Consider the following 26,834-nt stretch of genomic DNA (forward strand, 5'->3'; position numbering starts at 1 on the left):
TGCGACATGCTGTGCGGTGATCTACCGTAGAGGACTGGCTCCCGGTGTCAATGGCGTGGGAGAGACGGGTGTGCCGGGCCGAAACAGGCTCGACAACTCATGTGCGGGCGGGCAGGGTTGGTTGCCATGGAACAGCAGAACCTCTGGGACGCGGCCACCGCCCGGCGCTACGACACCCCCGGTACCGGCATGTTCGCGCCGCAGGTGCTGGAGCCCACCGTGGCACGCCTCGCCGAGCTGGCGGACGGCGGGGCGGCACTGGAGTTCGCGATCGGGACGGGGCGGGTCGCCGTCCCGCTCGCCGAGCGCGGCGTGCCCGTCACCGGCATCGAGCTGTCCGAACCGATGGTGGAGCAACTGCGCACCAAGGCCGACGAGGCGTCGATCCCCGTGGTCATCGGCGACATGGCGACGACCGCCGCCCCGGGGACGTACCGCCTCGTCTATCTCGTCTACAACACGATCTCCAACCTGCTCACCCAGGCCGCACAGGTCGAGTGCTTCCGCAACGCCGCCCGCCATCTCGGTCCCGGCGGCCGGTTCGTGATCGAGCTGTGGGTGCCCGAGCTGCGCTCGCTCCCGCCGGGGGCCGCCGCCACCGTCTGGCACTCCGAGCCCGGATACCTCGGCCTGGACACCTACGACGTGCTCGACCAGCGTGTCGTGTCCCACCACTTCCACTTCGACGACACCGAGCGGGCCGAGCTGCACCGCAGCCCGCACCGCTACATCTGGCCCGCCGAACTCGACCTCATGGCCCAACTGGCTGGATTCGAGCGGGAGTTCCGGCATGCGGACTGGACGGGGACCCCGTTCACGGCCGAGTCCCGCTCCCATGTGTCGGTGTACCGGATCCCGGCCGAGCGCTGACCGGGCGGCACGCCCCGGGACATGTGCGGCGTACGGGCAGCCCCACTGACGGGCCCCCGGCCGAAGTCCGCGGTGCTCAGGACGGCAGCAGGCGCAAGGCGTGCAGCGCGGCGCCCAGGTCGGCCAGCGCGGCCGGGTCCGAGAGGGAGCGGCCCGTCAACTCCTCGACGCGGCGCAGCCGGTAGCGCACCGTGTTGGGATGGACGAAGAGGCGGTCCGCGGCCTCGGCCGCCGCGCCGCCCGAGGTGAACCAGTGGCCGAGGGTGCGCAGGAGCCGGGCCCGCTCCGCCTCCGGGAGCCGGAGCACCGGTCCCAGGGCGACCTCGACCAGCCGGCCCGCCTCCGCCGGGGCCGCCGCGACCAGCATGGCCAGCGGGTTGTCGTCGAAGCGCGTGACCCCCGGCCCGTCGCCGGGCAGCCCGGCCAGGGCCAGCCGGGCGAACCGCAGCGCCTGCGGGGTCTCGCGCAGCGAGTCGAAGCGGGGGCTGACCCCGACCCGGGCGCGCCGCCGGCGCAGCGCCCGCATATTCACCGTCTCCGCGTCCCGGTGCGCGAGCGAGACCAGACCGATCTGCTGGTCGGGCAGCAGCCGCCAGACCGACGACACCCCGGAGCGGCGCAGCGCCGCCTCGATGCCGGGCAGCGGCTCCTCACCGGGATCCGGCACGGCGGCGGCCACGACCGCGTACGGGCCCCGCTCCGGCAGACCCAGCTGCCGGGCCGCCTCCCACGGCGTCGTACGGTCCGCGAGCGCGCCCGTGAACAGGGCCTCGGCCAGCGCCGAGCGCCGCGCCTCGCGTTGCAGCGCCAGCTCCGCGCTGGCCTCCCGGTAGGCGGCCGCCACCGCCTCCGCGTAGCGGCCGAACAAGGCCCAGATCTCCGACGAACCGGCGACCAGCTCGGCGTCCGTGACCTCCGGATGCCGGCGCGCCTCGTCGACCATCTCCGACCAGAGCAGCTCGAAACCGACCCGGTAGGCGTGCAGTGTGTCCGCGAGGGGCACCCCCTGCTCCGCGCGCAGCCGCCCGGTCTGCCGCGCCGCTCCCACGTCCGGCTCGGCGCCGAACGCGAAACGGCCGAGGAGCAGATCGGCGTTGTCCGCGCAGGACACGCGGAGCGACTCGAACGGGATGAGGGCGTCGTCCGCGTACGACTCGACGTCCGCCCGGATCCGCTCCGTCATCCGCACACCCAGCTCCGGAAGCCGCCCGCGCAACGCCGCGCCCACTTTCTCCAGCCCCATACCCGCAGCGTACGGCGGTCTGTTTGGTTCCGGGAACAACTGTGGGAGGCGCGGACTGTGGGCGCGGCCATGGACGGCCGCCGGCCCCCGGGTGATCATGCCGTGAGCGTCGGCGGCGGGACCCGTGGGCGCCGGAAGCAGGGGTGCGAGGAGGCATCATGGCCAATCTGGCGGACTTTCTGGTGGACACGGCACGGCGCCTGCCCGACCGGCCGGCGCTGCGCCTGGGAACGACCACGACGACCTACGCCGAGCTGGACCGGCTCAGCGCCCGGGCCGCCGCCCTGCTGCGCACCGAGGGCCTGCGCACCGGCGACCGGGTCGCGCTGATGCTCCCGAACGTGCCCGAGTTCGTGATCCTTTACTACGCCGTCCTGCGCGCCGGCGGCATCGTCGTACCCATGAACCCGCTGCTCAAGGCGCGCGAGACCGCCTACCACCTGCGGGACTCCGGTGCCGTGCTGCTCTTCGAGTGGCATCGGGCGCCGGGCGAGGGCGGCGCGGGCGCGGCCGCCGCCGGGGTACGGCACCTGGCGGTCGAGCCCGCCGCGTTCGCCGCCGAACTGGCGTGCCTGGAGCCGCAGTTCGACGTCACGCCCGCCGCGGGCGACGACATCGCCGTGCTGCTCTACACCTCCGGCACCACCGGCCGCCCCAAGGGTGCCGCGCTCACCCACGCCGGACTGCGCCACAACACCGAGGTCAATGTCACCGAGGTCCAGCGGCTGACCTCCGAGGACGTGATCGTCGGCTGTCTGCCGCTGTTCCACATCTTCGGGCAGACCTGCACGATGAACGTCGCCGTCCGCAGCGGCGCCGCGCTCACCCTCGTGCCCCGTTTCGAGCCGGGCGCGGTCCTCGACGCCATCGCCCGCGACCGGGCCACCGTCTTCGAGGGCGTGCCCACCATGTACGCCGCTCTCCTGCAGCACCCCGCCGACGCCGACGTGTCCAGCCTGCGCATGTGCGTCTCGGGCGGCGCCTCCCTGCCGGTGGAGGTGCTGCACGGCTTCGAGCGGCGCTTCGGCTGCATGGTGCTGGAGGGCTTCGGCATGTCCGAGACCAGCCCGGTCGTCTCCTTCAACCATCCCGACCGGCCGCGCAAGCCCGGCTCCGTCGGCACGCCGATCCGCGACGTCGAGGTCCGGCTGCTGGACGAGAGCGGCGAGGACGTCGCGCCGGGCGAGGTCGGCGAACTGGCCGTGCGCGGGCCGAACGTGATGAAGGAGTACTGGAACCGCCCCGAGGACACGGCCGCCACCGTTCCCGACGGCTGGCTGCGCACCGGCGACCTGGCCCGGCAGGACGAGGACGGCTACCTCTTCATCGTGGACCGCAAGAAGGACCTGATCATCCGCGGCGGGTACAACGTCTACCCGCGCGAGATCGAGGAGGTCCTGCACGAGCACCCCGCCGTCGCCCTCGCCGCGGTGCTCGGCGTGCCGGACGAGCGGCTCGGCGAGGAGGTCGCGGCCGCGGTGGTGCTGCGCCCCGGCGCCCGGGCGGACGCCGAGGAGTTGCAGCAGTTCGTCCGCGACCGGGTCGCTGCCTACAAGTACCCGCGCCGCGTCTGGCTGACGGACACCCTGCCGATGGGCCCGAGCGGCAAGATACTCAAGCGCGAGATCACCGCACCGGCGTCGTGACACATGCGCCGGGGAGGCATGCGGGCAGATGAACAAGGTGTTCACAATAATCGGTTGACGTCATGTCGTGTGGAAGCTCATGCTTGCCCCATGTCATCGACCACCGACCCCGCCGACCCCTTCCTCCCCCCGCACCCGGAGCAGGCGCGCGCCGGGCGGGTCCCCGCCTCGCTCTTCCGCATCGCCGAGCGGCACGCGGCGACGGACGGGCAACGACGCCGCCAGACACACCCGTTCGTCCTCGCACCGCACGAGGCCGTGCGGCTCGTGGCGTTCCTGCTCAGCGGGGCCGCGCTGCCGGAGGACGGGGAGCCGGAGGTGGACCACGCCGACATCACGGCCGCGCTGAGCCTCGTCCCCACCGTGCGGGCGGAGCTGGACGAACTGGAGGCCGGGCTCCTGGAGATGGCCCGCGGCCGGGGCCTGACCTGGCCCGAGATCGCCTTCGGCCTCGGCCTCGGCACCCCGCAGGCCGCCCGGCAGCGCTACGAGCGGCTGGCCAGCCGCACCGCCACCGACGACGCGGACGCCTGACCGCCGCATCCCGGTGGAGAACGGCACCTCCGTCCACCGCCCGCGCCCTATCCGTTCGTGCCGGGGTGACAGCACGACCCCTCGCGAAGCCGGTGCGCCACCTCCAGCCAGGACCCGTCCCGGGGCGGCTCGGGTGCCGTCGCGCCGCGGTGGGCGGACGTCAAGTCGCCCTGGGTGTGCGGGACTCCCTCGCGCACCACGACCGGGATGTCGACGAGCGTGGCGAAGTCGGCGAACGGATCGCCGTCGACGATCGCCAGATCGGCGATCTTGCCCTCCTCCACCGTCCCGAGGTCGGCGTCGAGGCCGAAGAGCCGGGCCGGCTCGGCGGTCGCGGTGTGCAGGGCCTCTGCCGCCGAGAACCCGTGCGCGCGCAGGGCGCGCAGGCCCAGGTGCAGGGAGAGCCCGACCGGGACCAGGGGCGCGTCGGTGCCCAGGGAGATACGGGTGCCGTGCGACACGAGCCTGCGGTAGTCGGCCATCTCCCGCTCCAGGGCCAGCCGATCGTGATCCGTCGGCTCGGCGCCCGCCTCCTTGCGCACGGCGGCGACGTCCCACGGCGGCATGAGCGCGGTCACGCGCGGGTCGTCCGCCAGACCGGGGTCGGCTGCGAGCAGGATCCGCGCGTGGAACGGCGTGATGATCATCGCGAAGGAGCCGTCCGCGTACTGCTGCACCAGGTCCTGGTTCACCCGGCCGAGCGGCGTCGTGGCATGCCCGTGGTCGAGGCGCTGGGTGGCCTGGAGATGGGTGGTCAGGTCCTGGCCCGCCGAACGGCCGGGCGCGCACAGATGGCTGCCGCTCGGCACACCCAGCGCGTGTGCCGTCTCGGCCGCCATGGCCATCGTCTCGCCCGGGGCGCGCACATACGTCTTGACGAAGTCGACCTCCAGGGCGGTGGCCCGCCGCAGCGAGCGCCGCACGCCGTCCCGGGTGCGGTGGGCGCGGCCCATGGCGTACGCGGTGCGCGCGCCGTCGAGCAGTTCGGCGCAGGCGAGTTGGCGCGGACCGAGCAGGGCGCCGGACCCGGCCGCCTCGCGCAGCCGGACCGCGTCGTACAGCGGACTGCCGAGACAGAACGTGGTCGTGATGCCGTAGGCGAGCGTGGTCAGACTCTGACGCGCGCCGTACGTGGCGGTGTACGGGTGGGTGTGGCTGTCGACGAGTCCGGGGACGACGGTCCGTTCGGAGGCGTCGAGGGTGCGATGTCCCGGTCGGCGGGCGCGATGGGGCTCGATCGCGGTGATCCGCTTGCCGGTGACGAGGATGTCGACGTCGTGCCGCGGCGGCGCGCCGGTGGCGTCCCACAACTGCCCGGCGTGGATGCGCAGTGGCTCCGGCCGCGGGCCGCCGCCCCAGGTCAGCCGGAGCGGGAGGGTGCGCGTCCGGGAGGCGCCGACGGCGAGGCTGCGCAGCCGGCCCTCGCAGAGGTACAGGATCGTGCCGGAGTCCGCCGACCAGCTGGGGTGGTCGGCCGGCTCGTCGGTGAGCCGCCGGGCGGGCCCCGACGGGGTGCCGTCGGCCGACACCGGCAGCAGCCACAGCGCCGACTCGGCGACCAGCGCCATCCCGTGGCCGTCCGGAGACCACACCGGTCCGGAGGCCACGCGGTCGGACAACGACTGGTGCTCGGCGGGGAGATGGCGGCGTTCTCGGCCGGTGCGTGTGTCGATCACCCGGATGAGGTTGTAGCCCTCGCGGAAGCGCTGGTTGAGCCGGTTGCGGTCGCAGAACGCGATGTACCGCCCGTCGGGCGACCAGGTGGGCGCGCCCGGCGGACCGTCGACCGCCAGCGGCTTGGCCAGCGTCCGCTCCTCGCTCGTGGCCAGGGTGCGCAGCAGCAGGTTCCCGGTCACGTCCTGGCAGGCCAGCCGGGTGCCGTCCGGCGACAGCGCGGGGAAGAGCCGTCCACCGCCGGTCACGGCCTCGTCGGTGCCGTCGTGCAGGTGGTACCGGCGTACGGCGACCAGCCCGTCCCGGTCGGTGCAGTACAGCAGGCTGCGCCCGTCCGGCGCCCACGCGGGCATCTGCACCCAGTGGACGTCGGCCTCCTGGACGAGCTTGCGGGGCGTGCCGTCGACCGGCATCAGCCACAGGGCGCCCAGTGCGGCGAACGCCACGCTGCGACCGTCCGGGGCCAGGACCGGCCGGTGCACGCCGCGCACGTGGGCCGGTTCCTCCAAGGCGAGCGGGCGCCGGCGCCCGCGCCGGGACGGCTCCGGCATCGGCATCCGCGCGGTGAACGGCACCTCCCGCACGGAGGAGTCGGCCAGCGAGCGGATACGGATGCGCCCGTCACCGACGTACAGCAGTTCGTCCTCGCTCAGCCAGCACAGCGGTGCGGCCGCCAGGTCCTCGTCGGCCGTGACGACCTCGCCGTCCACCATCAGCGCCGCCGTGTCGGCCGAATCCCCGGCGGTGGACGGCCCGTTGAGGTGCACATAGGCGATCCGGCCGGCCGGTGAGACGGACGGACACAGCAGCCGGCCCCCGGTCACCGTGCGCACCACCTGCGCCTCGCCCCCCGCGGCGGGGACGCGTACCAGCGACAGACCGCCGTCGTTGCCGCCGCCGGAGACATGCGCGGCGCGCACGCACACGAGCGACCGCCCGTCCGGCGACCAGGCCGGATCGTAGTCCTCGAAGTCCCCGCCGCTGAGCCGCCGGGGCTGTCCGCCGGCCGCGTCCACGACCCACAGCCCGTAGGAACCGCCCGCCGTCGCGTCGCCGCCGCGCTCGGACGAGAAGGCCAGCCGGGTGCCGTCCGGCGACCAGGCCGCCCCGCGGTCGTCCCACGGCCCGTCGGTCAACTGCCGCAGTCCGCCGCCGTCCGGCCGCAGCGTCCACAGGTGGAAGCCACCGCCGCGATAGCCGCACACGGCCAGCGTCCTGCCGTCCGGGGACAGCGCGGGGCGGGTCGCCTCCAGCGTCCAGTCCGTCACCTGCTCCGCCACGCCACCGGCACGCGGAATCCGCCACAGCACGCCCTGCACCTCGGCGATCAGCTCACCGTCCGGCCCGACGGCGGTGACCGAACCCCCGGACAGCTCCGTGAAGGTGGCGGCCCGCCCCGCCGGGCCGGTCGGTGTGGCGGCCGTGTCCGGCGGTTCGGCCGCCGTCGCCGTGCGCGCGGACGCGACGGTGGCCAGCCCGGCCGCCGCCGTCCCGAGGAACCCGCGCCGATTGAACCTGCCGACGTCCATCCGCTGTCCTTCCTGCCGTTCTCGGTCATCGCTCAGCGAAGTCGCACCGGTGCCTCTCGCACCAGTGGGCCGTTTCAGCCACTGCGGCCCCGTCCCACGCCCAGGGCAACGCCCGTTCGCGTACGTCGGTCACGCGCAGTCACTCCGGTGTATGACCTGACGTATCGTCACCAGCCAGTGAACAGAAGGTGATTGAGCAGCAGGGCGAGCACCGCCTGGGCGGCGAGCCAGGCGCGGGGCCGGGAGAGCAGGGCGCAGGCCGGGAGCAGCCACAGGGCGAAGGGCAGCCAGATGCGTTCCGTCTCCGCCTTGCTCATGCCGGACAGGTCGGCGATCAGCAGGGCGAGCAGGGCCGCCGACACGAGGAACGCGAGGCGGATACGGCCGGGACCGGGACGCGGGGACCGGGGACCGCGGCCGCGCAGCAGTACGGCGGTCGTGCGGCGCAGGCCCGCCGCCGTGGCCGGGCCGGTGATGAGCGCGGTGCAGGCGAGGTTGGCCCACACCCAGTACCCGTACGGGCGGGTGCCGCCCACACCCTGGTAGTAGCGCGTGACGAGCAGGTGGTAGCCCTCCCACCAGTCGAACCCGGCGAGCGCGAACACCGCCGGGAACACGGCCAGTCCGGCGAGCACAGCCAGCAGCAGGGCGGGACGCTCGCGCACGCCGGCCCGGCCGAGCACGAGCACCGCCGCGCCGATCAGGGCGAACAGCGTGAGGCCGTAGGAGAGATAGCAGGTCAGACCGAACAGCAGACCGGCGGCCGCCCCGCACCACAGGGACCGGCGGGTCAGGGCGAGGGCGAACAGGGCCAGTGACCAGGCGGCGACGGCAGCGAAGTAGCCGTCCGCCGAGACGCCCTGCCACACCGCCGCCGGGGCCAGCACCAGGAACGGCGCGGCCCGGCGCGCGAGCTCCTCGCCGGTCAGCGCGCGCAGCGCGACCAGCACGGCCGCGCACCCCGTCGCCCCCACGACGATGACCCACATCCCGGCCCAGCCGCCGCCCCGCAGCCCGATCCGGTCCAGCAGGACGAAGGTCAGCGTCGCGGCCGGCGGATGACCGGCGATGTGCGCGGGCCAGGGGCGGGGGGTGCCGTCGACGATGTGGTGGGTGAAGTCGCGGAGCGTCGCCGGGATGTCGTGGAAGCGGTCGATGACCCGCAGATACTCGTTGGCCGTGGTCAGCCGGCCGGCGATGCCCCGCTGCCAGCCGTCGATCCACGCGAGGGAGAAGATCCAGGCCAGCGCGGTCGCCCAGGACGCCACGAGCAGTCCGCGCCAGGGCAGCCGGGCCGCGAGAGCGGGGCCGTACGCCACCGTGGCCGCCGCCACCGCCAGGGCCGCCGGGGTGCCGGGGCCGAGGTGCGGGTCCCAGTCGGCGAACACCGGCGGCCAGTGCACGAACAGGGTGTGGCGGGTGTCCTGGATGTGCCGCCCGACCAGGACGGCCACCGTGACGAGGAGGACGGCGGCGAGCACGGCGTACAGATCACGGCGCGAGGACCGGGACACACGGTGGCGGGCGGGGCGGGGCTCGACGGGGAGGAGTTCGCGGATCACACCGGAACGCTAGGCCGGGGGAGCCGCACATGGCCGCCGGCCAGGCCGGACGTCAGCGTTTCGTCATGGGTCACGCACCCTTTTCCGCGCGTTCCGCGGCCTACGGTCGGGACATGCACGACCAATCCCGGCTTCCCACCTCCCCAGGTTTCTGGCGCAGCCCGCTGCGCGGCACCTGGTTCACCTCCGTGCTCGGCCTCGTCCTGCTCGTCGGCGTCACCGTGCTGTTCGTGACCGGCCTGGTGTCGTACGCCGCCTACAACCCGGACCTGTCCCGGGTGAACGACATGACACCGGACAAGGGCGTCCTGGGCTTCTACCTCTTCGCCTGGCCGTCCAACCCGGTCTGGCTGTACCGCTTCACCCAGGGCCTGCACGTCACCCTCGGCGTCACCCTGATCCCGGTGCTGCTGGCCAAGCTCTGGTCGGTGGTGCCCAAGCTGTTCACCCTGCCGCCGGCCCGCTCCGTCACGCACGCGCTGGAGAGGATCTCGCTGCTGTTGCTGGTCGGCGGCGGGCTGTTCGAGTTCACGACCGGGGTGCTCAACGTCCAGCTGGACTACGTCTTCCCCGGCTCCTTCTACCCGCTGCACTTCTACGGCGCCTGGGTCTTCTTCGCTGCCTTCGTGGCCCACGCCGCGCTGAAGACGCCGACCGCGCTGCGCGCCGTACGGCACCGGCTGCGCGACGAGAGCGAGCTGGCCGCCCCGCGTCCCGACGCGCCCACCGTGTCCCGGCGCGGCGCGCTCGGGCTGGTCGGCGGCGGCTCCCTGCTGCTGTTCCTGACCACGGTCGGGCAGAGCCTCGGCGGCCCCTTCCGGCGTACGGCCCTGCTCGCGCCGCACGGCACGGCCGATCCCGGCGGCGGCCCGATCGGCTTCCAGATCAACAAGACCGCCGCCTACGCCGGGATCACCGCGGCCGACACCCACGAGGACAACTGGCGCCTCGTCGTCACCGGCCGCACCGGAACCGTCCGCCTCAGCCGCGCCCAGCTTCTCCGGCTTCCCTTGCACAGCTCGTCGCTGCCCATCGCCTGCGTGGAGGGCTGGTCGACCGCCGACCAGTGGTGGCGCGGGGTGCGGCTGCGCGACCTCGCGGCGCTCGTCGGACACGACGGCGATCCGCCGGACGTGCTCGTGGAATCCCTGCAGCGCCACGGCGCCTTCCGCCGCGCGGCCCTGCGCGCCAACCAGGTGGCCGACGGCCGCTCCCTGCTCGCCCTGTACGTCAACGGCGAGGAACTGTCCCCCGACCACGGCCACCCGGCGCGCATCATCGTGCCCGCGGCCCCCGGCGTGCTCAACACCAAGTGGGTGGCCCGGCTGACCTTCGGAGACCTGTGATGCCGCGACCTGTGATGCCGCGCCGCCTCCCTCTCGGCAGCCCGTTCCAACTGCTGCTGCTCGCCTGTTCGTTCGCGCTCGCCGCGTACGCCGGTCTACGACTGTTCGCCGGCGACTGGTTCGGGGTGGCGCTGTGGATCGTCGGCGCGGCCCTGCTGCACGACCTCGTCCTGGTGCCGCTCTACGGGCTGGCGGACCGCATGGTCGTGCGCGGGCTCGGGGCGGTCGGACAGCGCGGCCGGACCTCGTACGTACGGGTCCCGGCCGCGCTGTCCCTGCTGCTCCTGCTCGTGTGGTTCCCGCTGATCAGCGGGATGACCGCCCAGCGCTACCGGCTGGCCACCGGGCTCTGTCCGGACGGCTTCCTCACCCGCTGGCTGCTGATCACGGCCGGCCTGTTCGGCGGCTCGGCGCTGCTCCTGGTGCTCCGCGTGCGCAGGGCCGCGAAGCAGCGGCCGCCCGCCTCCCACTGAGCCACGCGCCGCCAGCCCGTGCGGCGCGCGTGCCGCAGCAGGGCGGGGGTGCCGAGGCGCGCCCAGGGAAAGGCGTCGGCGTCACCCGGAGCCGAGGTGGCCGTACCGACCACCTCGACCCGGGCGCGCTCGTCGACGTCGGCCGGCACGGTCTCGGCGATCAGCAGGCCGCCCGGCCGCAGCAGCCCGGCCGTCCGCTCCAGCAGGGCGGCCGGGTCGCCGCCGATGCCGAGGTTGCCGTCCATGAGCAGCACGGTGTCCCAGCGGCCCTCGCCGGGCAGCGGCTCGAAGACCGAGCGGCGCAGCACGGGCCCGCCGAGCCGCTCCGCGTGCTCGACGGCGGCCTCGCTGACGTCGACGCCGAGGACGGTACGGCCCCGGGCGGCGAGTTCCGCGACCAGCCGGCCCGGCCCGCAGCCGACGTCCAGCACGGCGCCCTCGCAGCGGTCGAGCACCGCCAGGTCGACACGATCGGCCCGGCCGCACCAGCGCTCCACCTCCAGCGGCAGCAGCCAGCCGTCGGCGCGGCGCAGGAACAGCGGGCCCCGGCCGGAGCGCAGCGCGGCGGCGTAGGGGTCGGCCGTGGCCCAGGGGGCGCGGGCGGCGTGAGTGCCGTTCATCGTGGGCCGCCCGGTGTGCGCCGGGCGGGGCGCTTCGTGAGCCGGCCGTGTGCGGCGGGCACGGTGACAGCGGGGGCGCCGACGGCGGCCGAGGTGTCCGGGACTGCCCTGGCGGCCCGGGCGCCGTGCGCGCCGCTCATCGCGAGCCGACCGGGGTGCACCGGGCCAGCCGCGCCGCGAACCGGCCGTGCGGGGCCAGCGCGGCGACGGCACGGGCGTCGGCGGCGGTGTCGACGTCCCGCAGCCGGGGCAGATCGCGCACCCGCAGCCCGGCCGCCAGCAGCCGCTCCCGCTGGACGGCCCCGGTCTGCGGGGTCGACATCGGCACGCCCCGCAGCAGCGCGGGATCGGGCGCCGCGAGCCCGAGGGCCCAGAAGCCGCCGTCCTGCGCCGGGCCGAACCAGGCGTCGCAGCCCGTGAAGTCCACGGTGAGCAGCTCCGGTGTGACCTGCGGGGTGTCCATGCCGATGAGCAGCGCCGGGCCCGCGCAGTGCGCGAAGGCGTCCGCCAGCCGCTCGTCCAGCCCGCCCGCGCACTGCGGCAGCACCTCGAAGCCGGACGGCAGCCAGTCGCCGGGCGTGCCGTCCAGGACCAGGATCCGCCGGGTCGCCGGGGTGGCGGCCACGGCGTGCAGGGTGTCGGCGAGCGCCGCCTCCGCGAGCCGTGCGGCCTCCCACGGCGTGAACGGCGGGGTGAGCCGGGTCTTGACCCGGCCCGGCAGCGGCTCCTTGGCGATGACGAGGAGGGTGGTCATCGGACGGCCTCCCGGTCGGCCGGGGCCTCGGCCAGTACACGGCTCATGTCCCGCACCGCCTGCCAGGTGCCGCGCCAGGTGCCCGTCACCTTGGAGACGCCGGTGCGTGGCCGGTAGGGCACGTCGTGCTCGCTGATGCGCCAGCCGGCGTCGGCCGCGCGGACCACCATCTGGAGCGGGTAGCCGCTGCGCCGGTCGGTGAGGTCCAGCGCGAGCAGCGCTTCGCGCCGGGCGGCGCGCAGCGGGCCCAGGTCGTGCAGGCGCAGCCCGGTGCGCCGGCGCAGCATCCGGGTCAGCGCGAGGTTGCCCGCCCGGGCGTGCGCGGGCCAGGCGCCCCGGCCCTGCGGCCGGCGTCGGCCGAGGACCAGGTCGGCCGCGCCGTCCCGGACCTCCCGTACGAAGGGTTCGAGCAGGGCGGGATCGAGCGAGGCGTCGCAGTCGCAGAAGCACACGATGTCGCCGGTGGCCGCGGCCAGCCCGGCGTGGCAGGCGGCGCCGAAGCCGCGCCGCGGCTCGTGCACCACCGTGGCGCCGAGCGCGCGGGCGATGTCGGGGGAGCCGTCGGTGGAACCGTTGTCGACGACGAGAGCGCGCCAGCCGGCCGGAATCCGGCCGAGCACCCAGGGCAGGGCCTCGGCCTCGTCCAGGCAGGGCAGCACCACGTCGACGTCCGTGGAAGTGGTCGTCACGGGTTTCACCCTACGAACGCCAATCGGGCATTTCGGACTTCGGGACCTTACGAAACGCGGACGCCCGCACCGCTGCCCCGACGGCGCCGACCTGCGGGTGCGAGGCTGGAGACATGCAATCGCCGTACCCGCCCCACGGGGCCGAAGCCACCGGTGAGGCGGCCCGGGTCCTCGTCGTCGACGACGACCCGACCGTCGCCGAGGTCGTCACCGGATACCTGCACCGCGCCGGCTACGTGGTCGACCGCGCCGACGACGGCCCCACGGCCCTGACCCGCGCCGCCGCCCACCGGCCCGACCTCGTGGTGCTCGACCTCATGCTGCCCGGCATGGACGGCCTGGAGGTGTGCCGGCGGATGCGGCACGACGGCCCCGTGCCGGTCATCATGCTCACCGCCCGCGGCGACGAGGACGACCGCATCCTCGGCCTGGAGGTCGGCGCCGACGACTACGTCACCAAGCCCTTCAGCCCCCGCGAACTGGTCCTGCGCGTGGAGTCGGTCCTGCGCCGCAGCCGCCCCGCCGCCGCGGGACACCGGCTGGCCGCGGCCGGACTCAGCGTCGACCCGCACGCCCGCCGGGCCACCAAGAACGGCACCGAACTCGCCCTGACCCTGCGGGAGTTCGACCTGCTGGCCTTCTTCCTGCGGCACCCGGGCCGGGCCTACAGCCGCGAGGACCTGATGCGGGAGGTCTGGGGCTGGGACTTCGGCGATCTGTCGACGGTCACCGTCCACGTGCGCCGGCTGCGCGGCAAGGTGGAGGACGACCCGGCCCGCCCCCGGCTGATCCAGACGGTCTGGGGCGTCGGCTACCGCTTCGAGCCGGCCGGGGCGGTGGCCTGACCATGCGCGACACCCTCCTCATCGCCCTCTACGCCTTCGCCGGCGCCGCCGCCGCGGGGGTCGCGGGAGCGGCCGTGCTGCGCCTGATTCGGCGGCGCTCGCTGACCGCCTCCGTCGCCGTGGTCGCCGCGGTCGGCGTCGGCGCCATGCTCGCCGGCACGCTCGCCGTGGCCTGGGCCATGTTCCTCTCCTCGCACGACCTGACCGTGGTCACCACCGTCGTCGCGATGGCGGCCGTGGTCTCCCTGGCCACCGCCCTGCTCCTGGGCCGCTGGGTCGTCGCCCGCAGCCGCGAACTCGCCGACGCCGCCCGTTCGTTCGGCGACGCCGGCGCCTTCGCCGCCCCGCACCGCCCGGCCACCGCCGAACTGGACGCCCTCGGCCGCGAGCTGGCCGCCACCAGCGCACGGCTCGCCGAATCCCGTGAGCGGGAGCGGGCGTTGGAGAAGTCACGGCGCGAGCTGGTGGCCTGGATCTCCCACGACCTGCGCACCCCGCTGGCCGGACTGCGCGCCATGTCCGAGGCGCTGGAGGACGGCGTGGCCACGGATCCCGACCGGTACCTCAAGCAGATCCGCACCGAGGTGGAACGCCTGAACGACATGGTCGGCGACCTCTTCGAACTCTCCCGCATCCACGCGGGCACCCTCCCGCTGCACCCCTCCCGGATCTCCCTGTACGACCTCGTCGGCGACGCGCTCGCGGGAGCCGATCCGCTCGCCCGGGAACACGGCGTGCGACTGGTCGGCGACGGCGTCGCGGCCGTACCGGTCGAGGTCGACGCCAAGGAGATGACCCGCGTCCTCGGCAACCTCCTGATCAACGCCATCCGCCGCACCCCGCCGGACGGCACGGTGGCGATCGCCGCCGAACGTACCCAGGACGGCGTGGTGCTGTCCGTCACCGACGGCTGCGGAGGCATCCCCGAGGAGGACCTGCCCCGTGTCTTCGACACCGGCTGGCGCGGCACCGACGCCCGCACACCCCCGGCGGGCGCGGGGCTCGGCCTGGCCATCGTCCGCGGCATCGTGGAGGCCCACCAGGGCCGGGCGAGTGTCCACAACATCCCCGGCGGCTGCCGCTTCGAAGTGACTCTGCCCCTTCCAACGCCCTGAGCCACCACGATCGTTCCCGAATCCGCTGTGACTCTTCCCTTGCAGGTCAGGCCTGTTCGGAGCACCGCTGAGCGCCGCATACTCCCTCGTCGGCCAAGTGATGGGGGAAACCATGTCAGTCGAGCGCGGAAACTCCTGGCTCGTCGCGCGCGGCATTCTGCTCGAACCGGGTCCGCGGCGCACCCTCGCGACCGCGAGTTTCGTCAACATGCTCGGGAGCGGGGTGTTCATGCTGAGCGCCGCCGTCTTCTTCACCCGCTCCGTGGGGCTCTCCGTGGCGCAGGTCGGACTCGGCATGGGCGTGGGTGCCGTCGTGGGGCTGCTGTCCGGGGTGCCCGTCGGGCGGCTCGCCGACCGGCGCGGGCCCCGCGAGGTCTACCTGGCCACCCTCACCGTGCAGGCGGCGGCCATGGCGATGCTCGTCCTCGTCCACTCCTTCTGGCTGTTCACGGCGGTGGTCTGCCTCACCGGACTCGCCGGATCCGCGAGCCAGGCGGCCCGTGGCCCGATCGTGCGCGGACTCTCGGGGGAGCGGCCCGCCCGGTTCCGCGCGTATCTTCGCGCCACCGCGAATCTGGCGGGCAGCATCGGTGCGCTGCTCGCCGCGCTCCTCATCCAGGCGGACTCCCGCGCTGGATACCTCTGCCTCGTCCTCGGCAACGCCCTGAGCTTCGTGGCGGCCGCCGTCGTCGTCAGCTGGCTGCCCTCCCTGCCACCGGTGCCGGCACCCCGGACCGGCGGACGCCGGCCGGCGCTCAAGGACTTCCGCTACCTGGTGGTCACGGCCCTCGACGGCATTCTGTCGATCAACGGCTCCGTCCTGGTCTTCGCCCTGCCGCTGTGGATCGTCGGACACACGCACGCCCCTCGCTGGTTCGCCGGGACCAGCGTGCTCGTCAACACCGTCATGGTGATCTTCTTGCAGGTCAGGACGGGACGCGGCATCGACACCGGCACCGCCGCCGCACACGCCTGGCGCCGGGCGGGCTGCGCCTTCCTGGCCGGGACGACCCTGATCGGCCTCGCCTCGGGACGCTCGGCCTGGAGTGCCGTCGCGCTGATCCTGCTCGGCGTGGGAGTGATCACCCTCGGTGAACTTCTCTACGCGGCCGGGTCGTTCGAGCTGCGGTACAGCCTCGCCCCCGCACACGCGCAGGGCGAGTACACGGGCGTCTTCCGCTTCGGCAGCGGCCTCGCGAGCGTGGTGGCCCCCTCCGTGCTGGCGTCGCTCTGCCTGAACGGCGGCACGCGCGGCTGGATGCTGATGGGGGCGGTCTTCCTGAGCGTGGGGTGCGTGGCGCCGTCGGCGGTGCGGTGGGCGGCACGCGGGCCCCGGGAGAAGGAGGCGGTGGCAGCCGGCTGACCCCCGAGCGGCCCTGTGCCGGACTCGGTTCACCCGGCACAGGCGCCGGGCGCGCTCATCCCTCGCGCAGTTGCGCCCGCGCGAACTCCCGCATCCCCTCCGCGAACCCGACCTGCGGCTTCCACCCCAGTTCCGCGCGCAGCCGGGAGGAGTCCGCGGTGATGTGCCGCACGTCCCCCAGCCGGTACTCCCCGGTGACCACGGGTTGCGGCCCGCCGTGGGCGTCGGCCAGCGCCCGGGCCATCTCGCCGACGGTACGCGGCTCACCGCTGCCGGTGTTGTACGCGCGGAGGGCGCCCGGGGCCGTATCCGTCTCCAGCGCGGCCACGTTCGCCTCCGCCACGTCCCGGACATGGACGAAGTCCCGCCGCTGCCGCCCGTCCTCGAACACCCGGGGGGCTTCCCCCCGGGCCAGCGCCGAGCGGAAGAAGGAGGCGACCCCGGCGTACGGGGTGTCCCGCGGCATCCGGGGACCGTACACGTTGTGGTACCGCAGGGACACCGCCGACCCGCCGGTGCTGCGGGCCCACGCGGCGGCCAGGTGCTCCTGCGCCAGCTTGGACGCCGCGTACACGTTCCGGGGATCGGCCGGGGCGTCCTCGCCGACCAGCTCAGGGCTCAACTCCGCCCCGCAGCGCGGGCACACGGGCTCGAACCGGCCCGCGTCGAGGTCGGCGACGCTGCGGGGACCGGGCCGTACGACGCCGTGCCGAGGACACGCGTAACGGCCCTCCCCGTACACCACCATGGAGCCGGCCAGCACGAGGCGCCGGACGCCCGCCTCCGCCATGGCCGCGACCAGCACGGCGGTGCCGAGATCGTTGCGCGAGACGTACTCCGCCGCGTCGGCGACGCCGTTGCCGAGCCCGACCATCGCCGCCTGGTGGCAGACGGCGTCCACGCCCGTCAGCGCGCGGGCGACCGCCGCCGGATTGCGCACATCGGCGCCGGGATCCTCCCGGACGTCGTACACGACCGGCTCGTGCCCGCTCGCTCCGAGCGCCTCGACGACATGGGACCCGATGAACCCGGCACCGCCGGTGACCAGTACACGCATACGGCCACGCTAGCCGCGCACCGCCCCGGGGCCCGGCGACGCGGCCCGTACGTCACGACTCCGTAAGAGGCGGCCGGTGCGAAGAGGAGCGCGGTCACGTCCGCCTGCCGCGCTCCCGGCGCCGCAGTTCCCGCCGCGACTGCCGCTGCGCCTTGCCCTCCGCCCGCCTGGCCTGCTGGTACATGCGGGCGAGTACGGCCTGGGAACGCGGCAGCGACGCGGGCCTGGCCTGCTCCAGCAGGGTGTACAGCTCGCGGGTGCCGAGAGTGGCGAGAGCGGGATCGACGTCCGCCTCCGGTGTGCGCAGGCCCTCGGCGATCCAGGGATCCGCTCGCTCGGGACGCGCCAGCACCCCGGCACTGCGCACGGCGTCGTAGCCGTGCGCCCACGGGTGGCGCGCGACGTACCGGCGCAGGTTCTCGCCCGCCTCGGGGAAGTCCTCGCAGGCCCGGCACAGCAGGCCCGCCAGATGCTCGGAGCGGCGCGCGTCCAGCCCGGACTGAAGCCGGTCGAACAGCTCCGGGTCGGCGCGCAGGCGCGTGGTCAGGAACCAGTTGGCGAAGGATTCCGGTCCGATCCAGGGTTCCGCCATGTGTGCGGCGATCGGCGTGCCGCCGTGCAGGGCGAGGGCCCACCCCACCCAGGCGGACGTCTCGCTCCAGGCCCGGTCCCGTTCCAGCCCCGCGAACGCGGGGAGCCGTTCGAGCACGTGCGCGGCGGCGACGTACTCCCGATGGCTGGTCAACAGCAGGGCCAGCATGACGAGTTCGGGCAGGGCGGGCTGCTCGGACAGCCGGGGGAGCGCGGGGATGCCGGGGGCGGTGAAGGACTCGGCGTGGTGCCGCCAGCGCCGGAGCTCGTGCGTGAAGAGGATCTCGGCGACGTCCTCGAAGCGTCGGGGGACCTCGGTCGAGGGCTCGCCGGTCAGCGCGGTGACGAGGGCCCGGGCATGCAGGTCCAGGGGTGTCCGGCCGGGCCCGGTGGGGGTGAGGTCCGCCCGCTCGGCGGCGGGGGCCCGGCCGAGAGCGGCGGTGAAGGCGGCGACGGCCTCCGCGTGGCGCTCGGCCAGGGCGGCGCGGTCGAGCACGGGCGGCGCCAGGTCCAGCACGGGAGCCTCGTCGACGAGACGGCGGGCCTCGGGGCTGTCGCGGTGGGCGAGTTCCTCGCAGACCACCGCGCGGAAGCGCTCCGCGTGCCGCACGACGAACAGTAGCCGCACCGGCGGCGCGCCCTGCGCAGGGCTCCGGAACGCCCGGAGCAGCGGGACCACGTCCGCACGCACCCGGGAGTGCAGAGGGCTGTCCGTGTCGGAGCGGCTGTCCGCCTCGTCCACGACGACCAGCGCGGGCCTGCCCCGGTCGCGCAGCGCCGGGAACAGCGCCGGACCGGTGCCGCGCAGCAGCCGCCCGGCGGTCCACTCCTCGCCGAGTGCCCGGGCCAGCTCCAGCGCCAGCCGCGAGGTGCCGACCCCACGGTCACCGGCGAGCAGCAGCACCGGGTGCGGGTCCGCCTCGTCCGCGCACCAGCGTCGCAGCCGGGCCAGCTCGTCCTCGCGATCACGGAAGGGCACGGGGCTGTGCAGCGGCGACAGCAGCCGGAACACCGCGGGCTCCGAACCCGCTTCCATGGCCACGGGGTTCGGGTTCTCCAGGACCTTCCGGTACGCGAGGAAGCGTTCGGCCCGCCGGATGTGCGCCTCGATCCCGTGGTCGATCACGTATCCGGCGAGCCCCACGACGATCAGCGTGCCGATCTGCCACCACGGCACGTGCCACAGCCGGGGCCGGGCCACCCGCACGATGATCCCGGCGAAGCCGGCGATCACCAGGGCCGGGCCACCCCATCCGGCCACGTCCGCCGCGATCCGCAGCCCCCGGCCCGGCCCCGGATCGTCCCATCCGCCCCGCTCCGCACCCCGGCGCCTTACCGCACCCATGGCATCCTCCCCGTCCGCGCCCGAGCCCCCCATGATCACGCGGCAAGTCCCGTCCGGCAACGGCTCGTTGGTCGGCGGCGGCGGGGAAGGGCGCGTTTCCGTGGGCGTTTCAAGAATCTCTGTCAACAACGTTGACTCCCGGGTGCGGCGCCCTCACATTACTTTTCAGTAGTACCTAGCGGTAACCCCCACGCTTCACGGCACTCCCCTTGCTCTGAGCCGCCACTTTCTCGCGCACCAGCACCCGTGCGGGCCCCCTCGTGCCCGCCGGCTCCGTGTCCCCCACCCGAGAAGAGGGAGCACCTGCCATGCCCACGCCTGCCCTGCGCCGCGTCGTCGCCGCGGCATCCGCACTCGCCGGCACCCTGGCCCTCGGCCTCACCGCCGCGCCCGCCCAGGCCGCCACGCCCCTGAACTACGCGGCCCTCGGCGACAGTTACAGCGCCGCCTCCGGCGTCCTGCCCGTCGACCTCGGCAACCTGCTGTGCCTGCGCTCCACGGCCAACTACCCGCACGTCCTCGCCGCCCGCACCGGCGCCCGGCTGACCGACGTCACCTGCGGAGCCGCCCAGACCAAGGACTTCACCGCGTCGCAGTACCCCGGGGTCGCCCCGCAGGCGGACGCCGTCACCTCGGACACCGACCTGGTGACGCTGACCATCGGGGGCAACGACAACGGCACCTTCATCAACGCCGTCCTGGACTGCGGCACCGCGGGGGTCCTCAGCGGCGGCAAGGGCAGCCCCTGCGAGGACAGGTACGGCACGTCCTTCGAGGACGCCATCGACGCCGACACCTACCCCGCGCTGAAGAGCGCGCTGGGCGCCGTACGGGCCAAGGCGCCCGACGCCCGTGTGGCGGTGCTCGGTTACCCGTGGATCACGCCCGCCACCGCCGACCCGTCCTGCTTCGCCCGACTGCCCATCGCCGAGGGCGACGTGCCGTACCTGCACGCCATCCAGGCCCACCTCAACGCCGTCGTGGAGCGCGCCGCCGAGGAGAGCGGAGCCACGTACGTCGACTTCTCCCAGGCCTCCGCGGGGCACGACGCCTGCAAGCCGATCGGCACCCGGTGGATCGAGCCGCTGCTCTTCGGGACGAACATCGTGCCCGTCCACCCCAACGCGCTCGGCGAACAGCGCATGGCCGAGCAGGCCATGAGCGTCCTCGGCCTCGACTGACCGCAATGCGGCGGGACTTCAGGCCCCCGCGCCGCCGTCGACCTTCAGCACCGCCCCGCTCACGTAGGAGGCACGGTCGCTCAGCAGCCACGCGGCGGCCTCGGCGATCTCCCCGGGGTCGGCCGCACGGCCCAGCGGGGTGCGGGCCTTGAGCCGGTCGCGGAGACCGGGGGACCGCTCCTCCCAGGTCCGGATCATCTGTGTCAGCGTGCCGCCCGGCGCGACGGCGTTCACCCGGATCCCCTCCGGGCCGTACGTCACGGCGGCCGACTCGGTCAGGCTGTTCACCGCCCGCTTCATCGCGGCGTACGCGGGCAGTTCCGGATTGGCCCGATGGCTGCCGACGGACGAGTTGTTGACGATGGCACCGGTCCCCGCCGTCGCCCGGATCGCGTCGACCTCGGCGGCCATGGCCAGCCAGACGCCCTTCAGGTTCACCGTGTAGACATGGTCGAAGTCGGCCTCCGGCAGCCCGTCCATGGGGCCGGGCGGCTGGATCGTCGCACCGTTGTTGAAGGCGGCGTCGAGACGGCCGTACACCTCGACGGTACGGTCCACCGCCGCCCGCACGCTCCGCGCGTCGGCCAGGTCGCAGACCACGTGGCTCGCAGTGCCGCCCGCCGCCCGGATCTCCTCGGCCACGGTCTTCAGCTGCTCCTCCGTACGGGCCGCCAGCATCACCCGGGCTCCTTCCCGGGCGAAGAGCCGGGCCGCCGCGGCGCCGATCCCGCGCCCGGCGCCGGTGACGAAGGCGACCTTGCCGGCCAGGAGGCCGGAAGCGGCGGCGGTCGAGAAAGGGGTGTGTGTGTTCTCCATGGCACCGAGCCTGCGGCCGTGCGCGGGGCACATCCAGGCACCGGGAGTACCTGGATCGGCCGCGCGGCCCTCGCGCACACTGGACAGGTGGACAGAGCGGAACTCGCGGCCTTCCTGCGCAGCCGGCGCGAGCGGATCGGCCCCGCCGACGTGGGCCTGCCCGCCGGGCCGCGCCGTCGCACACCGGGGCTGCGGCGCGAGGAGGTGGCGCAGCTGGCGTACATCTCGACGGAGTACTACACCCGGCTGGAGCAGGCCCGCGGCCCGCGCCCGTCGCGCGAGGTGCTGAGCGGGCTGGCCCGGGCCCTGCGCCTGACGGACGCCGAGCGCGACCACCTCCACCTCCTTGCCGGCGCCCCGCCCGGCCCGCCGCCCGGACCCTCCCGCGAGGTGCCGCGGAGCATCCTCGACCTGGTGCACCGGCTGCCGCACTCCGCCGCCTTCGTCACCTCCGCCCTGCTGGAGGTGCTCGCCTGGAACGACCTGGCGGCCGCCCTCATGGAGGACTTCTCGGCCCTGCCCCGGCGCGAGCGCAACCTCGCCCGCCGCGCCTTCCTCGGCCCGCGCCCCGAGGGACGCAGGCTGTACGGCGTCTCCGACGCGGACGCCTTCGCCCGGCATGCGGCCCGGCGCCTGCGCACCGCCGCCGCACGCTACCCCGACGACCCCGAGGTGACCGCACTGATCCGCGAACTCCTCGACGGCAGCGAGGAGTTCGCCCGCCTCTGGGCGTCCCGCGACGTGGCGGTGACACCCACCCTGCGCAAGACGTTCCGGCACCCGGTCGTCGGGCCGGTCACCGTCAACTGCGACGCGCTCGACCTCACCGACCGGGACCAGCAGGTCGTGATCTACACCGCCGTCCCGGGCTCGTCCTCCGAGGAGGCGCTGCGGCTGCTGTCGGTCATCGGCACCCAGCGCATGGACGCGCCCCGCTGAACCCGACGGCCCCGGACGGCGGCACGGATCAGCTCCGCTGGAAGAACTCGACCTCGGCGAGGGCGACATGACGGCTTCCGGTGAGCCCCGTGACCGAGCCCAGCGTCAGCCGTACCTTCACCACGTCGTCGATCCCGGTCGTGACGGTCGTGTCGCCGGCCTTGTCGGCGAGGTCGATCTCCCTGTGGTGCACCGAGCCGTCCGCCGACGTGACCTCCATGTCCATCCGGAGCGCCCGCGCCTCCCGGTCGTACTGCTCCGGCTCCCTCGACGCGCCGTTGGTGATGATGAGGTCCACCATCCGGAACGGCTTGCCGAAGGTGTACGTGATCGAGGCTCCCGCCCCGGGCACGGCCCAATAGCGGTTGCTGAGCCCGTCCGTGGTGTTCTTCGCCGGATGCCCGGGCTCCGCGGCACTCGCGCGCACGTCCACCGGGCTGACGGCCTTGACGCCGCTGAGCTTGTCCCGGGTGTCCTCGAACAGGGCGCGTCCGGCGGGCAGCAGGAAGAAGCCGCCCGCGCACAGGGCCACGACCACGGCCAGGATCACCAGGAACCGGATCCACCGCCCGGACCCCGCCCGCACCCGGCGCCGCAGCGGCCAGATCGTCCGCCACCAGGGCAGCGGAGCCCGCTGCGCCGTCGGATCCAGCGGACTGGCACAGCGGCGGCAGAACCGGCGGCCGGGCGGATTGGGCGTGCCGCACACCGGGCACGGCACCCCGGACACCTCCTCCTGCGCCGCCACGGGCCGTACGACCGGCCGCGGTGCGACCGGCTTCGCGGGCGCCACAGGTCCGATGGCTTCGGGCTCGGGCTCGGCCGGGGGTGCGGGTGCGGGTTCCGGGCGCACCGGGGGAACGGCGGGAACAGACGGGGTGGGTGGGGCCGACGGTACGGGTGCGGCCGGTGGGGGAGAGGTCGGCGCGGGCGGGACAGGCGTGGACGCGACGGGCGGGGCACCGGCCGCCGTGGCCGCGGTCTCGCCTGCCGTACCTGCTGTCTCGCCCGTCGCGCCGCCGGGCGCGCGGGTCGTGCGGCCGTCGGCATCCCGAGTCGGCCGCTCCGCATCCCGCTGGGTCCGGCCCGTCAGCCCGGACCGCGGGGACGACGAGGAGAGGGGCGGCGACGTGGCGGGTTCCCCCTCGGCTGATGTCGCGGCGGCCGGAGCTGGGGCGGGCGCGGGTGGGGCCGCGGGCGCGGACTCGGAACCAGGTCCGACCCCGGACCCGGATGCGGCCCCGGATCCGGATTCGCCCTGCGGTGCGGCCTCCTCGGACCACCCCAGGTACGACCCGCAGTTGGAGCAGAAGTCGTCATCGGGCTCGTTGGACGCTCCGCACACGGGACAGGCGCGCACGGCGTCACCTCCCTTCGTCGGCGGGCGGGCCGGGCAGGATCTCCACCCGGCAGGAGACATGCACGGGGCACAGGGCCCGGACGGCCTCGCGGACCCGGCCCTCGTCCACCTCCGGGTCGCGGCCCGGCCACACCCGGACCAGCACCTCACCGGCCGGCGCCGGCGGCGGCTCGGTGCCCGGCGTGCGCGACCACACCGCCGCGCCGTCACCGCTGACCTCGGCGTTCACCCCGAGGGTGAGCCGCAGCCGCTCCACCAGGCCGCGCCGGGTGCCGCGCCAGCGGTGCAGCTCCATCGCCCGCACCACCGCCTCGCGGCGCAGTTCCGCGGACCACTCCGGGTCGTCGGCGGCGCCCACCCACGACGCCAGCCAGGCCACGAAGTCGAGCGGCGCGACGCGCGGGTCGAGGTAGGCGGGCAGACTGTCGAGGGTCGTGAACACCGGGGCGAGGACGGCGTCCAGACCGGCGGTGAACCGCTGGGCGAAGTCGTCGTCGGCGTAGAGCGCGGGCAGCAGCCCGCCGATCGGGTGCCGGCTCGGCAGGCCGGGGACGGCGGCGCGGCTCATACCGGACCTCCCGGCTGCTGCATCGGCTGTACGACGACCTGGTGCTGGTACGAGAACACCAGCGCGCCCGCGGCCACGTCGACACGGTCCGCCGGGGTGCCCCGCCGGCCCGTGATCGGGTCGGCGGCGAACAGCCGGATCTCCTCCACCAGCGCGTTCCCGGTCGCGCGTTGCAGCAGGCCGAAGATCTCGCCGTACTGCACGGGCCGCCCGAACGGCCACCCGGTGCCGTCCGGTCCGCCGTGCAGCGGATTGAGGTACCGGAACAGCGCGGCGAGGGCCGCGTCCCGCACCCGGTCGGTGTCCTCGGGGGCCGTCGCGAGCCGGGCGACGACCGTGATGCCCTGGTAGACCGGCGGCTCCACCACCAGCCGGGTCCCGAGCAGCCGCCGCTCGTCCAGGCTCTCGGTGATCGCGGCGAGCACCTGGTCCGAGGGGATGAGCTGCTCGAAGCGGAGCCGGTCGCCGTCGTCGGCCACGGCGTCCGGCACCACCAACACCCGTACGGCGCCCGCCCCTTCGGTTGCCGGCAGACAGCGCACCCGGTGCACCGAGGGCGCCGCCTGCCGGGCGATGATCTCGTAGTCCTCGGCCGTCACCGCCCGTTCCTGCATCCGCAGCGCGTCCGGCGCCCGCAGCTTGGCGTTGGCGACGGTCTCGCCGTCCACCCCGCCGCGCGCCGCCTCCCGGTTGACGACCCGGGCGATGTACGGCACGGAGCTGCGCAGCACCGAGATCGCGCCCCGGGCCACATTGCCGGCCGGGCCGCCGCCGGTGCGATAGCGGGACACCCGGATCTGGGCGCCCTTCTCCGGCACCGCCCCGCACAGCCGCAGCGTCCCGTCCGGCTCGCGCAGCGCGGGCGGGAAGGTGAACTGGCCGGTGGTCGCGTCTACTTGGACATGCCGGTCGGCGGGGCCGGAGCGGCCGAAGTGCTCCACGACGTCCCAGCGGAGCCAGCCGTCGGCCGAGGAGACCTCCACCACCGGGGGCTCGCCGTCCAGCAGCACCGGCGGCCGGCCGAGCCGGAACGTCTGTCCCGGCACCCCCTCCGACGTGCCGAGCGGTACGTCCGTGACCGTCTCCGCGTGCTCGACGGTCCCGGTGCCGCCGACCGTGAAGACCGTCGCCTCGCGCACCGTCGGGGACTCCGAGTAGAACGGCTGGCCCGGCTGCGCCTCGGTGACCCGGCAGCGCAGCCAGCCCGCGCGGGCCCCGCCGATCACCGACGCCGTGTGCCCGGCCGGGACGTACACGATGACCTCGCCGGGCCGGTTCAGGCCGCCCGTGGTGTCCGAGCCGGTCTCGCACACCTGCCAGCGGGCGCCGTCCCACGCCTCCCACACCAGCGGCGGCTGGCGCGGGTCGACACCGACGCCCTCAACCCGGCTGTCCAGCCGAACGGCGACGATGCACCGCGGCACGGCCGCGGGCAGCCCGAACAGCAGCGCGTCCCCCGGCTCGGGCGCCGGCTGGAAGCACCGCACGTCGCGGCCCTCGCCCAGCTCACGCGTCCGGTCGGTCTGCTCACCGGTGCGCGGGGCGGTCACCAGACGGGTCAACTCGCTCGGCACGATGCGCAGTTCGTCCGTGGTCGCGAACACCACGGGCTCCTCCGCCTCGCCGTCCGCCGTGGTCACCTCGGTCCCGGCATGCAGTGTCACCGCGTCGGGCTGCGGTGCCGACAGCCAGAAGTCGACCTCGGCGCTCGCCGCCGCAGGCGGGAACAACCGGATCCCCAACAGGTCCAGGAAAGCGGTGTAGTTCTTGTCCGGCACCCGGTTCAGCCGGTACAGCAACTGGTCGACAATGTAGGCGAACGTCTCGATCAGGGTGACACCCGGATCGGAGACGTTGTGGTCGGTCCACTCCGGCGCGCGCTGCTGCACGTACCGTTTCGCCTCGTCGACGAGTTGCTGGAACCGCCGGTCGTCCAGGTTGGGGGAGGGCAGGGCCATCAGTCCGCGACCGCTTCCTCGGCCCCCTCCTCGGAGGGGATCGTGTAGAAGGGAAACACCAGGTTGCGCCGGTCGTTGGTGGAACGCACCGTGTAGCGCACGTCGATGTAGAGGGTTCCGTCGTCCACCGCGTCGAAGGCCACCACCACGTCGTCCACCGTGATCCGCGGCTCCCAGCGCTCCAGTGCCGTGCGCACCTCCTGCGCGATCCGGCCGGCGGTGGCGCCGTCGCCGGGCGCGAAGACGTACTCGTGGATGCCGCAGCCGAACTCCGGCCGCATCGGGCGCTCGCCGGGCGCGGTCCCCAGGATCAGCCGGATCGCCTCCTCGATCTCCCGCTCCCGCTCCACCATGGCGATCCCGCCGGTCGGCCCGACCCGCAGCGGGAACGCCCAGCCGCGGCCGATGAACCGCTCGCTCATCACACCCCTCCGATCTGCACGTTCAGGGCGCCGAGCTGAACGGTCGCGCCACACGTGGTGGAATCGCCCATCCGGGCCGCCGGCAACCCGCCGATGAGCACCTGGCCCGAGACGAGCGAGGCCGGATTGGGGATGATCACATTGCCCGGGCCGAGGGCCGCGTGCGGGGGCATCACGCAGGTGTGCAGACTGCCCACGACGGCGGCGGGCCTGCCGCCGATCAGCACGCGCGCCACCGCCGCGGCGGCGCCGGGCGGCGGGGTGGCGATCACACCCCCGTGGTTGGTGGGGTCGCCGGTACGGGCTGCGGCGGGCATGCCGGGCTCCTCGGAAT

Annotated in this window: 23 protein-coding genes and 1 pseudogene; 9 read left to right on the top strand and 15 right to left on the bottom strand. The window is 74.5% G+C overall.

The window, feature by feature from the left end; genetic code table 11:
- Positions 1 to 126 precede the first annotated feature (126 nt).
- Positions 127 to 870, top strand: a complete 744-nt coding sequence (locus ACFC8N_RS12840; RefSeq protein ID WP_356024016.1) for a class I SAM-dependent methyltransferase — start codon at positions 127 to 129, stop codon at positions 868 to 870.
- A gap of 76 nt (positions 871 to 946) precedes the next feature.
- Here the strand turns inward: ACFC8N_RS12840 and ACFC8N_RS12845 are convergent, their stop codons facing one another.
- A complete protein-coding gene (locus ACFC8N_RS12845; RefSeq protein WP_376288114.1) occupies positions 947 to 2,113 on the bottom strand; it encodes a PucR family transcriptional regulator in 1,167 nt (388 codons plus the stop codon).
- A 158-nt stretch (positions 2,114 to 2,271) separates the two neighbouring features.
- Between ACFC8N_RS12845 and ACFC8N_RS12850 the strand changes: the two genes are divergently transcribed.
- Positions 2,272 to 3,759 carry a long-chain fatty acid--CoA ligase gene (locus ACFC8N_RS12850; RefSeq protein WP_376288115.1) on the top strand — a complete coding sequence of 496 codons (1,488 nt, stop codon included), beginning with the start codon at positions 2,272 to 2,274 and terminating at the stop codon, positions 3,757 to 3,759.
- 90 nt (positions 3,760 to 3,849) lie between these two features.
- Complete coding sequence (locus tag ACFC8N_RS12855) at positions 3,850 to 4,293, top strand: DNA-binding protein (protein ID WP_356024023.1); 444 nt, start codon at positions 3,850 to 3,852, stop codon at positions 4,291 to 4,293.
- 47 nt (positions 4,294 to 4,340) lie between these two features.
- Here the strand turns inward: ACFC8N_RS12855 and ACFC8N_RS12860 are convergent, their stop codons facing one another.
- Positions 4,341 to 7,496: an amidohydrolase family protein gene (locus tag ACFC8N_RS12860; protein WP_376288116.1), complete on the bottom strand. Its 3,156-nt coding sequence runs from the start codon at positions 7,494 to 7,496 to the stop codon at positions 4,341 to 4,343.
- Between the two features lie 167 nt (positions 7,497 to 7,663).
- Complete coding sequence (locus ACFC8N_RS12865) at positions 7,664 to 9,010, bottom strand: hypothetical protein (protein WP_376288294.1); 1,347 nt, start codon at positions 9,008 to 9,010, stop codon at positions 7,664 to 7,666.
- Positions 9,011 to 9,171: 161 nt separating this feature from the next.
- Between ACFC8N_RS12865 and ACFC8N_RS12870 the strand changes: the two genes are divergently transcribed.
- Positions 9,172 to 10,404, top strand: coding sequence for a molybdopterin-dependent oxidoreductase (locus tag ACFC8N_RS12870; RefSeq protein WP_376288117.1), 1,233 nt, complete (start codon positions 9,172 to 9,174; stop codon positions 10,402 to 10,404).
- Between the two features lie 328 nt (positions 10,405 to 10,732).
- Here ACFC8N_RS12870 and ACFC8N_RS12875 read toward each other — a convergent pair whose 3' ends face one another.
- From ACFC8N_RS12875 to ACFC8N_RS12885, 3 genes are all read right to left on the bottom strand, one after another.
- The gene (locus tag ACFC8N_RS12875; RefSeq protein WP_362822856.1) at positions 10,733 to 11,497 is read right to left on the bottom strand and encodes a methyltransferase domain-containing protein; all 765 of its coding nucleotides are present in this window, start codon (positions 11,495 to 11,497) and stop codon (positions 10,733 to 10,735) included.
- Positions 11,498 to 11,633: 136 nt separating this feature from the next.
- The gene (locus ACFC8N_RS12880) at positions 11,634 to 12,251 is read right to left on the bottom strand and encodes a DUF2064 domain-containing protein (RefSeq protein ID WP_362822857.1); all 618 of its coding nucleotides are present in this window, start codon (positions 12,249 to 12,251) and stop codon (positions 11,634 to 11,636) included.
- Complete coding sequence (locus tag ACFC8N_RS12885; protein WP_376288118.1) at positions 12,248 to 12,949, bottom strand: glycosyltransferase family 2 protein; 702 nt, start codon at positions 12,947 to 12,949, stop codon at positions 12,248 to 12,250. The genes ACFC8N_RS12880 and ACFC8N_RS12885 overlap by 4 nt, the downstream gene beginning before the upstream one ends.
- Positions 12,950 to 13,053: 104 nt before the next feature.
- On the opposite strand from ACFC8N_RS12885, the gene ACFC8N_RS12890 reads away from it, so the two are divergent.
- From ACFC8N_RS12890 to ACFC8N_RS12900, 3 genes are all read left to right on the top strand, one after another.
- Complete coding sequence (locus tag ACFC8N_RS12890; RefSeq protein ID WP_376288119.1) at positions 13,054 to 13,785, top strand: response regulator transcription factor; 732 nt, start codon at positions 13,054 to 13,056, stop codon at positions 13,783 to 13,785.
- Positions 13,786 to 13,787: 2 nt separating this feature from the next.
- Entirely contained in the window at positions 13,788 to 14,900 is a 1,113-nt protein-coding gene (locus ACFC8N_RS12895; protein ID WP_356024038.1) for a HAMP domain-containing sensor histidine kinase, read from the top strand.
- A 112-nt stretch (positions 14,901 to 15,012) separates the two neighbouring features.
- Positions 15,013 to 16,263 (top strand): MFS transporter, encoded by a 1,251-nt coding sequence (locus ACFC8N_RS12900; protein ID WP_376288120.1) that lies wholly within the window; start codon positions 15,013 to 15,015, stop codon positions 16,261 to 16,263.
- 55 nt (positions 16,264 to 16,318) lie between these two features.
- On the opposite strand, the gene ACFC8N_RS12905 is transcribed toward ACFC8N_RS12900, so the two are convergent.
- Positions 16,319 to 17,320, bottom strand: a complete 1,002-nt coding sequence (locus ACFC8N_RS12905; RefSeq protein ID WP_376288121.1) for an NAD-dependent epimerase/dehydratase family protein — start codon at positions 17,318 to 17,320, stop codon at positions 16,319 to 16,321.
- A 94-nt stretch (positions 17,321 to 17,414) separates the two neighbouring features.
- The gene (locus tag ACFC8N_RS12910; RefSeq protein WP_376288122.1) at positions 17,415 to 19,256 is read right to left on the bottom strand and encodes a hypothetical protein; all 1,842 of its coding nucleotides are present in this window, start codon (positions 19,254 to 19,256) and stop codon (positions 17,415 to 17,417) included.
- A 308-nt stretch (positions 19,257 to 19,564) separates the two neighbouring features.
- Here ACFC8N_RS12910 and ACFC8N_RS12915 point away from each other — a divergent pair, with 308 nt between their 5' ends.
- Positions 19,565 to 20,437, top strand: a complete 873-nt coding sequence (locus ACFC8N_RS12915) for an SGNH/GDSL hydrolase family protein (protein WP_356024048.1) — start codon at positions 19,565 to 19,567, stop codon at positions 20,435 to 20,437.
- Between the two features lie 18 nt (positions 20,438 to 20,455).
- Here the strand turns inward: ACFC8N_RS12915 and ACFC8N_RS12920 are convergent, their stop codons facing one another.
- A complete protein-coding gene (locus ACFC8N_RS12920) occupies positions 20,456 to 21,253 on the bottom strand; it encodes an SDR family NAD(P)-dependent oxidoreductase (RefSeq protein ID WP_376288123.1) in 798 nt (265 codons plus the stop codon).
- An 87-nt stretch (positions 21,254 to 21,340) separates the two neighbouring features.
- Here ACFC8N_RS12920 and ACFC8N_RS12925 point away from each other — a divergent pair, with 87 nt between their 5' ends.
- Positions 21,341 to 22,192: a helix-turn-helix transcriptional regulator gene (locus ACFC8N_RS12925; protein WP_356024052.1), complete on the top strand. Its 852-nt coding sequence runs from the start codon at positions 21,341 to 21,343 to the stop codon at positions 22,190 to 22,192.
- A gap of 28 nt (positions 22,193 to 22,220) precedes the next feature.
- Here the strand turns inward: ACFC8N_RS12925 and ACFC8N_RS12930 are convergent, their stop codons facing one another.
- The 6 genes and pseudogenes from ACFC8N_RS12930 to ACFC8N_RS12955 all read right to left on the bottom strand — a co-directional run bounded on the left by ACFC8N_RS12930 (position 22,221) and on the right by ACFC8N_RS12955 (position 26,817).
- On the bottom strand, positions 22,221 to 23,045 hold the full coding sequence (locus ACFC8N_RS12930; protein WP_376288295.1) for a zinc-ribbon domain-containing protein: 825 nt from the start codon (positions 23,043 to 23,045) through the stop codon (positions 22,221 to 22,223).
- A 441-nt stretch (positions 23,046 to 23,486) separates the two neighbouring features.
- Positions 23,487 to 23,612, bottom strand: a pseudogene (locus tag ACFC8N_RS12935) (zinc-ribbon domain-containing protein); the annotation flags it as partial.
- Positions 23,557 to 24,120: a phage tail protein gene (locus tag ACFC8N_RS12940; RefSeq protein ID WP_376288124.1), complete on the bottom strand. Its 564-nt coding sequence runs from the start codon at positions 24,118 to 24,120 to the stop codon at positions 23,557 to 23,559. The pseudogene ACFC8N_RS12935 and the gene ACFC8N_RS12940, both read right to left, overlap by 56 nt.
- Positions 24,117 to 26,078, bottom strand: a complete 1,962-nt coding sequence (locus tag ACFC8N_RS12945; RefSeq protein WP_376288125.1) for a putative baseplate assembly protein — start codon at positions 26,076 to 26,078, stop codon at positions 24,117 to 24,119. Before ACFC8N_RS12945 ends, ACFC8N_RS12940 begins: the two co-directional genes overlap by 4 nt.
- Entirely contained in the window at positions 26,078 to 26,500 is a 423-nt protein-coding gene (locus ACFC8N_RS12950) for a GPW/gp25 family protein (RefSeq protein WP_356024060.1), read from the bottom strand. Before ACFC8N_RS12950 ends, ACFC8N_RS12945 begins: the two co-directional genes overlap by 1 nt.
- A complete protein-coding gene (locus tag ACFC8N_RS12955) occupies positions 26,500 to 26,817 on the bottom strand; it encodes a PAAR domain-containing protein (protein WP_356024062.1) in 318 nt (105 codons plus the stop codon). The genes ACFC8N_RS12950 and ACFC8N_RS12955 overlap by 1 nt, the downstream gene beginning before the upstream one ends.
- Positions 26,818 to 26,834 lie beyond the last annotated feature (17 nt).

It is taken from the genome of Streptomyces sp. NPDC055966, from assembly GCF_042269865.1.
GTDB lineage: Bacteria > Actinomycetota > Actinomycetes > Streptomycetales > Streptomycetaceae > Streptomyces.

What these genes read in the sequence shown, in the direction of transcription:
- ACFC8N_RS12875 (WP_362822856.1), bottom strand. Translation starts at nt 11,497, where the DNA reads ATGAACGGCACTCACGCCGCCCGCGCCCCCTGGGCCACGGCCGACCCC.
- ACFC8N_RS12955 (WP_356024062.1), bottom strand. Translation starts at nt 26,817, where the DNA reads ATGCCCGCCGCAGCCCGTACCGGCGACCCCACCAACCACGGGGGTGTG.
- ACFC8N_RS12940 (WP_376288124.1), bottom strand. Translation starts at nt 24,120, where the DNA reads ATGAGCCGCGCCGCCGTCCCCGGCCTGCCGAGCCGGCACCCGATCGGC.
- ACFC8N_RS12950 (WP_356024060.1), bottom strand. Translation starts at nt 26,500, where the DNA reads ATGAGCGAGCGGTTCATCGGCCGCGGCTGGGCGTTCCCGCTGCGGGTC.
- ACFC8N_RS12870 (WP_376288117.1), top strand. Translation starts at nt 9,172, where the DNA reads ATGCACGACCAATCCCGGCTTCCCACCTCCCCAGGTTTCTGGCGCAGC.
- ACFC8N_RS12860 (WP_376288116.1), bottom strand. Translation starts at nt 7,496, where the DNA reads ATGGACGTCGGCAGGTTCAATCGGCGCGGGTTCCTCGGGACGGCGGCG.
- ACFC8N_RS12840 (WP_356024016.1), top strand. Translation starts at nt 127, where the DNA reads ATGGAACAGCAGAACCTCTGGGACGCGGCCACCGCCCGGCGCTACGAC.
- ACFC8N_RS12845 (WP_376288114.1), bottom strand. Translation starts at nt 2,113, where the DNA reads ATGGGGCTGGAGAAAGTGGGCGCGGCGTTGCGCGGGCGGCTTCCGGAG.
- ACFC8N_RS12905 (WP_376288121.1), bottom strand. Translation starts at nt 17,320, where the DNA reads ATGCGTGTACTGGTCACCGGCGGTGCCGGGTTCATCGGGTCCCATGTC.
- ACFC8N_RS12900 (WP_376288120.1), top strand. Translation starts at nt 15,013, where the DNA reads ATGTCAGTCGAGCGCGGAAACTCCTGGCTCGTCGCGCGCGGCATTCTG.
- ACFC8N_RS12945 (WP_376288125.1), bottom strand. Translation starts at nt 26,078, where the DNA reads ATGGCCCTGCCCTCCCCCAACCTGGACGACCGGCGGTTCCAGCAACTC.
- ACFC8N_RS12920 (WP_376288123.1), bottom strand. Translation starts at nt 21,253, where the DNA reads ATGGAGAACACACACACCCCTTTCTCGACCGCCGCCGCTTCCGGCCTC.
- ACFC8N_RS12890 (WP_376288119.1), top strand. Translation starts at nt 13,054, where the DNA reads ATGCAATCGCCGTACCCGCCCCACGGGGCCGAAGCCACCGGTGAGGCG.
- ACFC8N_RS12880 (WP_362822857.1), bottom strand. Translation starts at nt 12,251, where the DNA reads ATGACCACCCTCCTCGTCATCGCCAAGGAGCCGCTGCCGGGCCGGGTC.
- ACFC8N_RS12910 (WP_376288122.1), bottom strand. Translation starts at nt 19,256, where the DNA reads ATGGGTGCGGTAAGGCGCCGGGGTGCGGAGCGGGGCGGATGGGACGAT.
- ACFC8N_RS12850 (WP_376288115.1), top strand. Translation starts at nt 2,272, where the DNA reads ATGGCCAATCTGGCGGACTTTCTGGTGGACACGGCACGGCGCCTGCCC.
- ACFC8N_RS12895 (WP_356024038.1), top strand. Translation starts at nt 13,788, where the DNA reads ATGCGCGACACCCTCCTCATCGCCCTCTACGCCTTCGCCGGCGCCGCC.
- ACFC8N_RS12855 (WP_356024023.1), top strand. Translation starts at nt 3,850, where the DNA reads ATGTCATCGACCACCGACCCCGCCGACCCCTTCCTCCCCCCGCACCCG.
- ACFC8N_RS12915 (WP_356024048.1), top strand. Translation starts at nt 19,565, where the DNA reads ATGCCCACGCCTGCCCTGCGCCGCGTCGTCGCCGCGGCATCCGCACTC.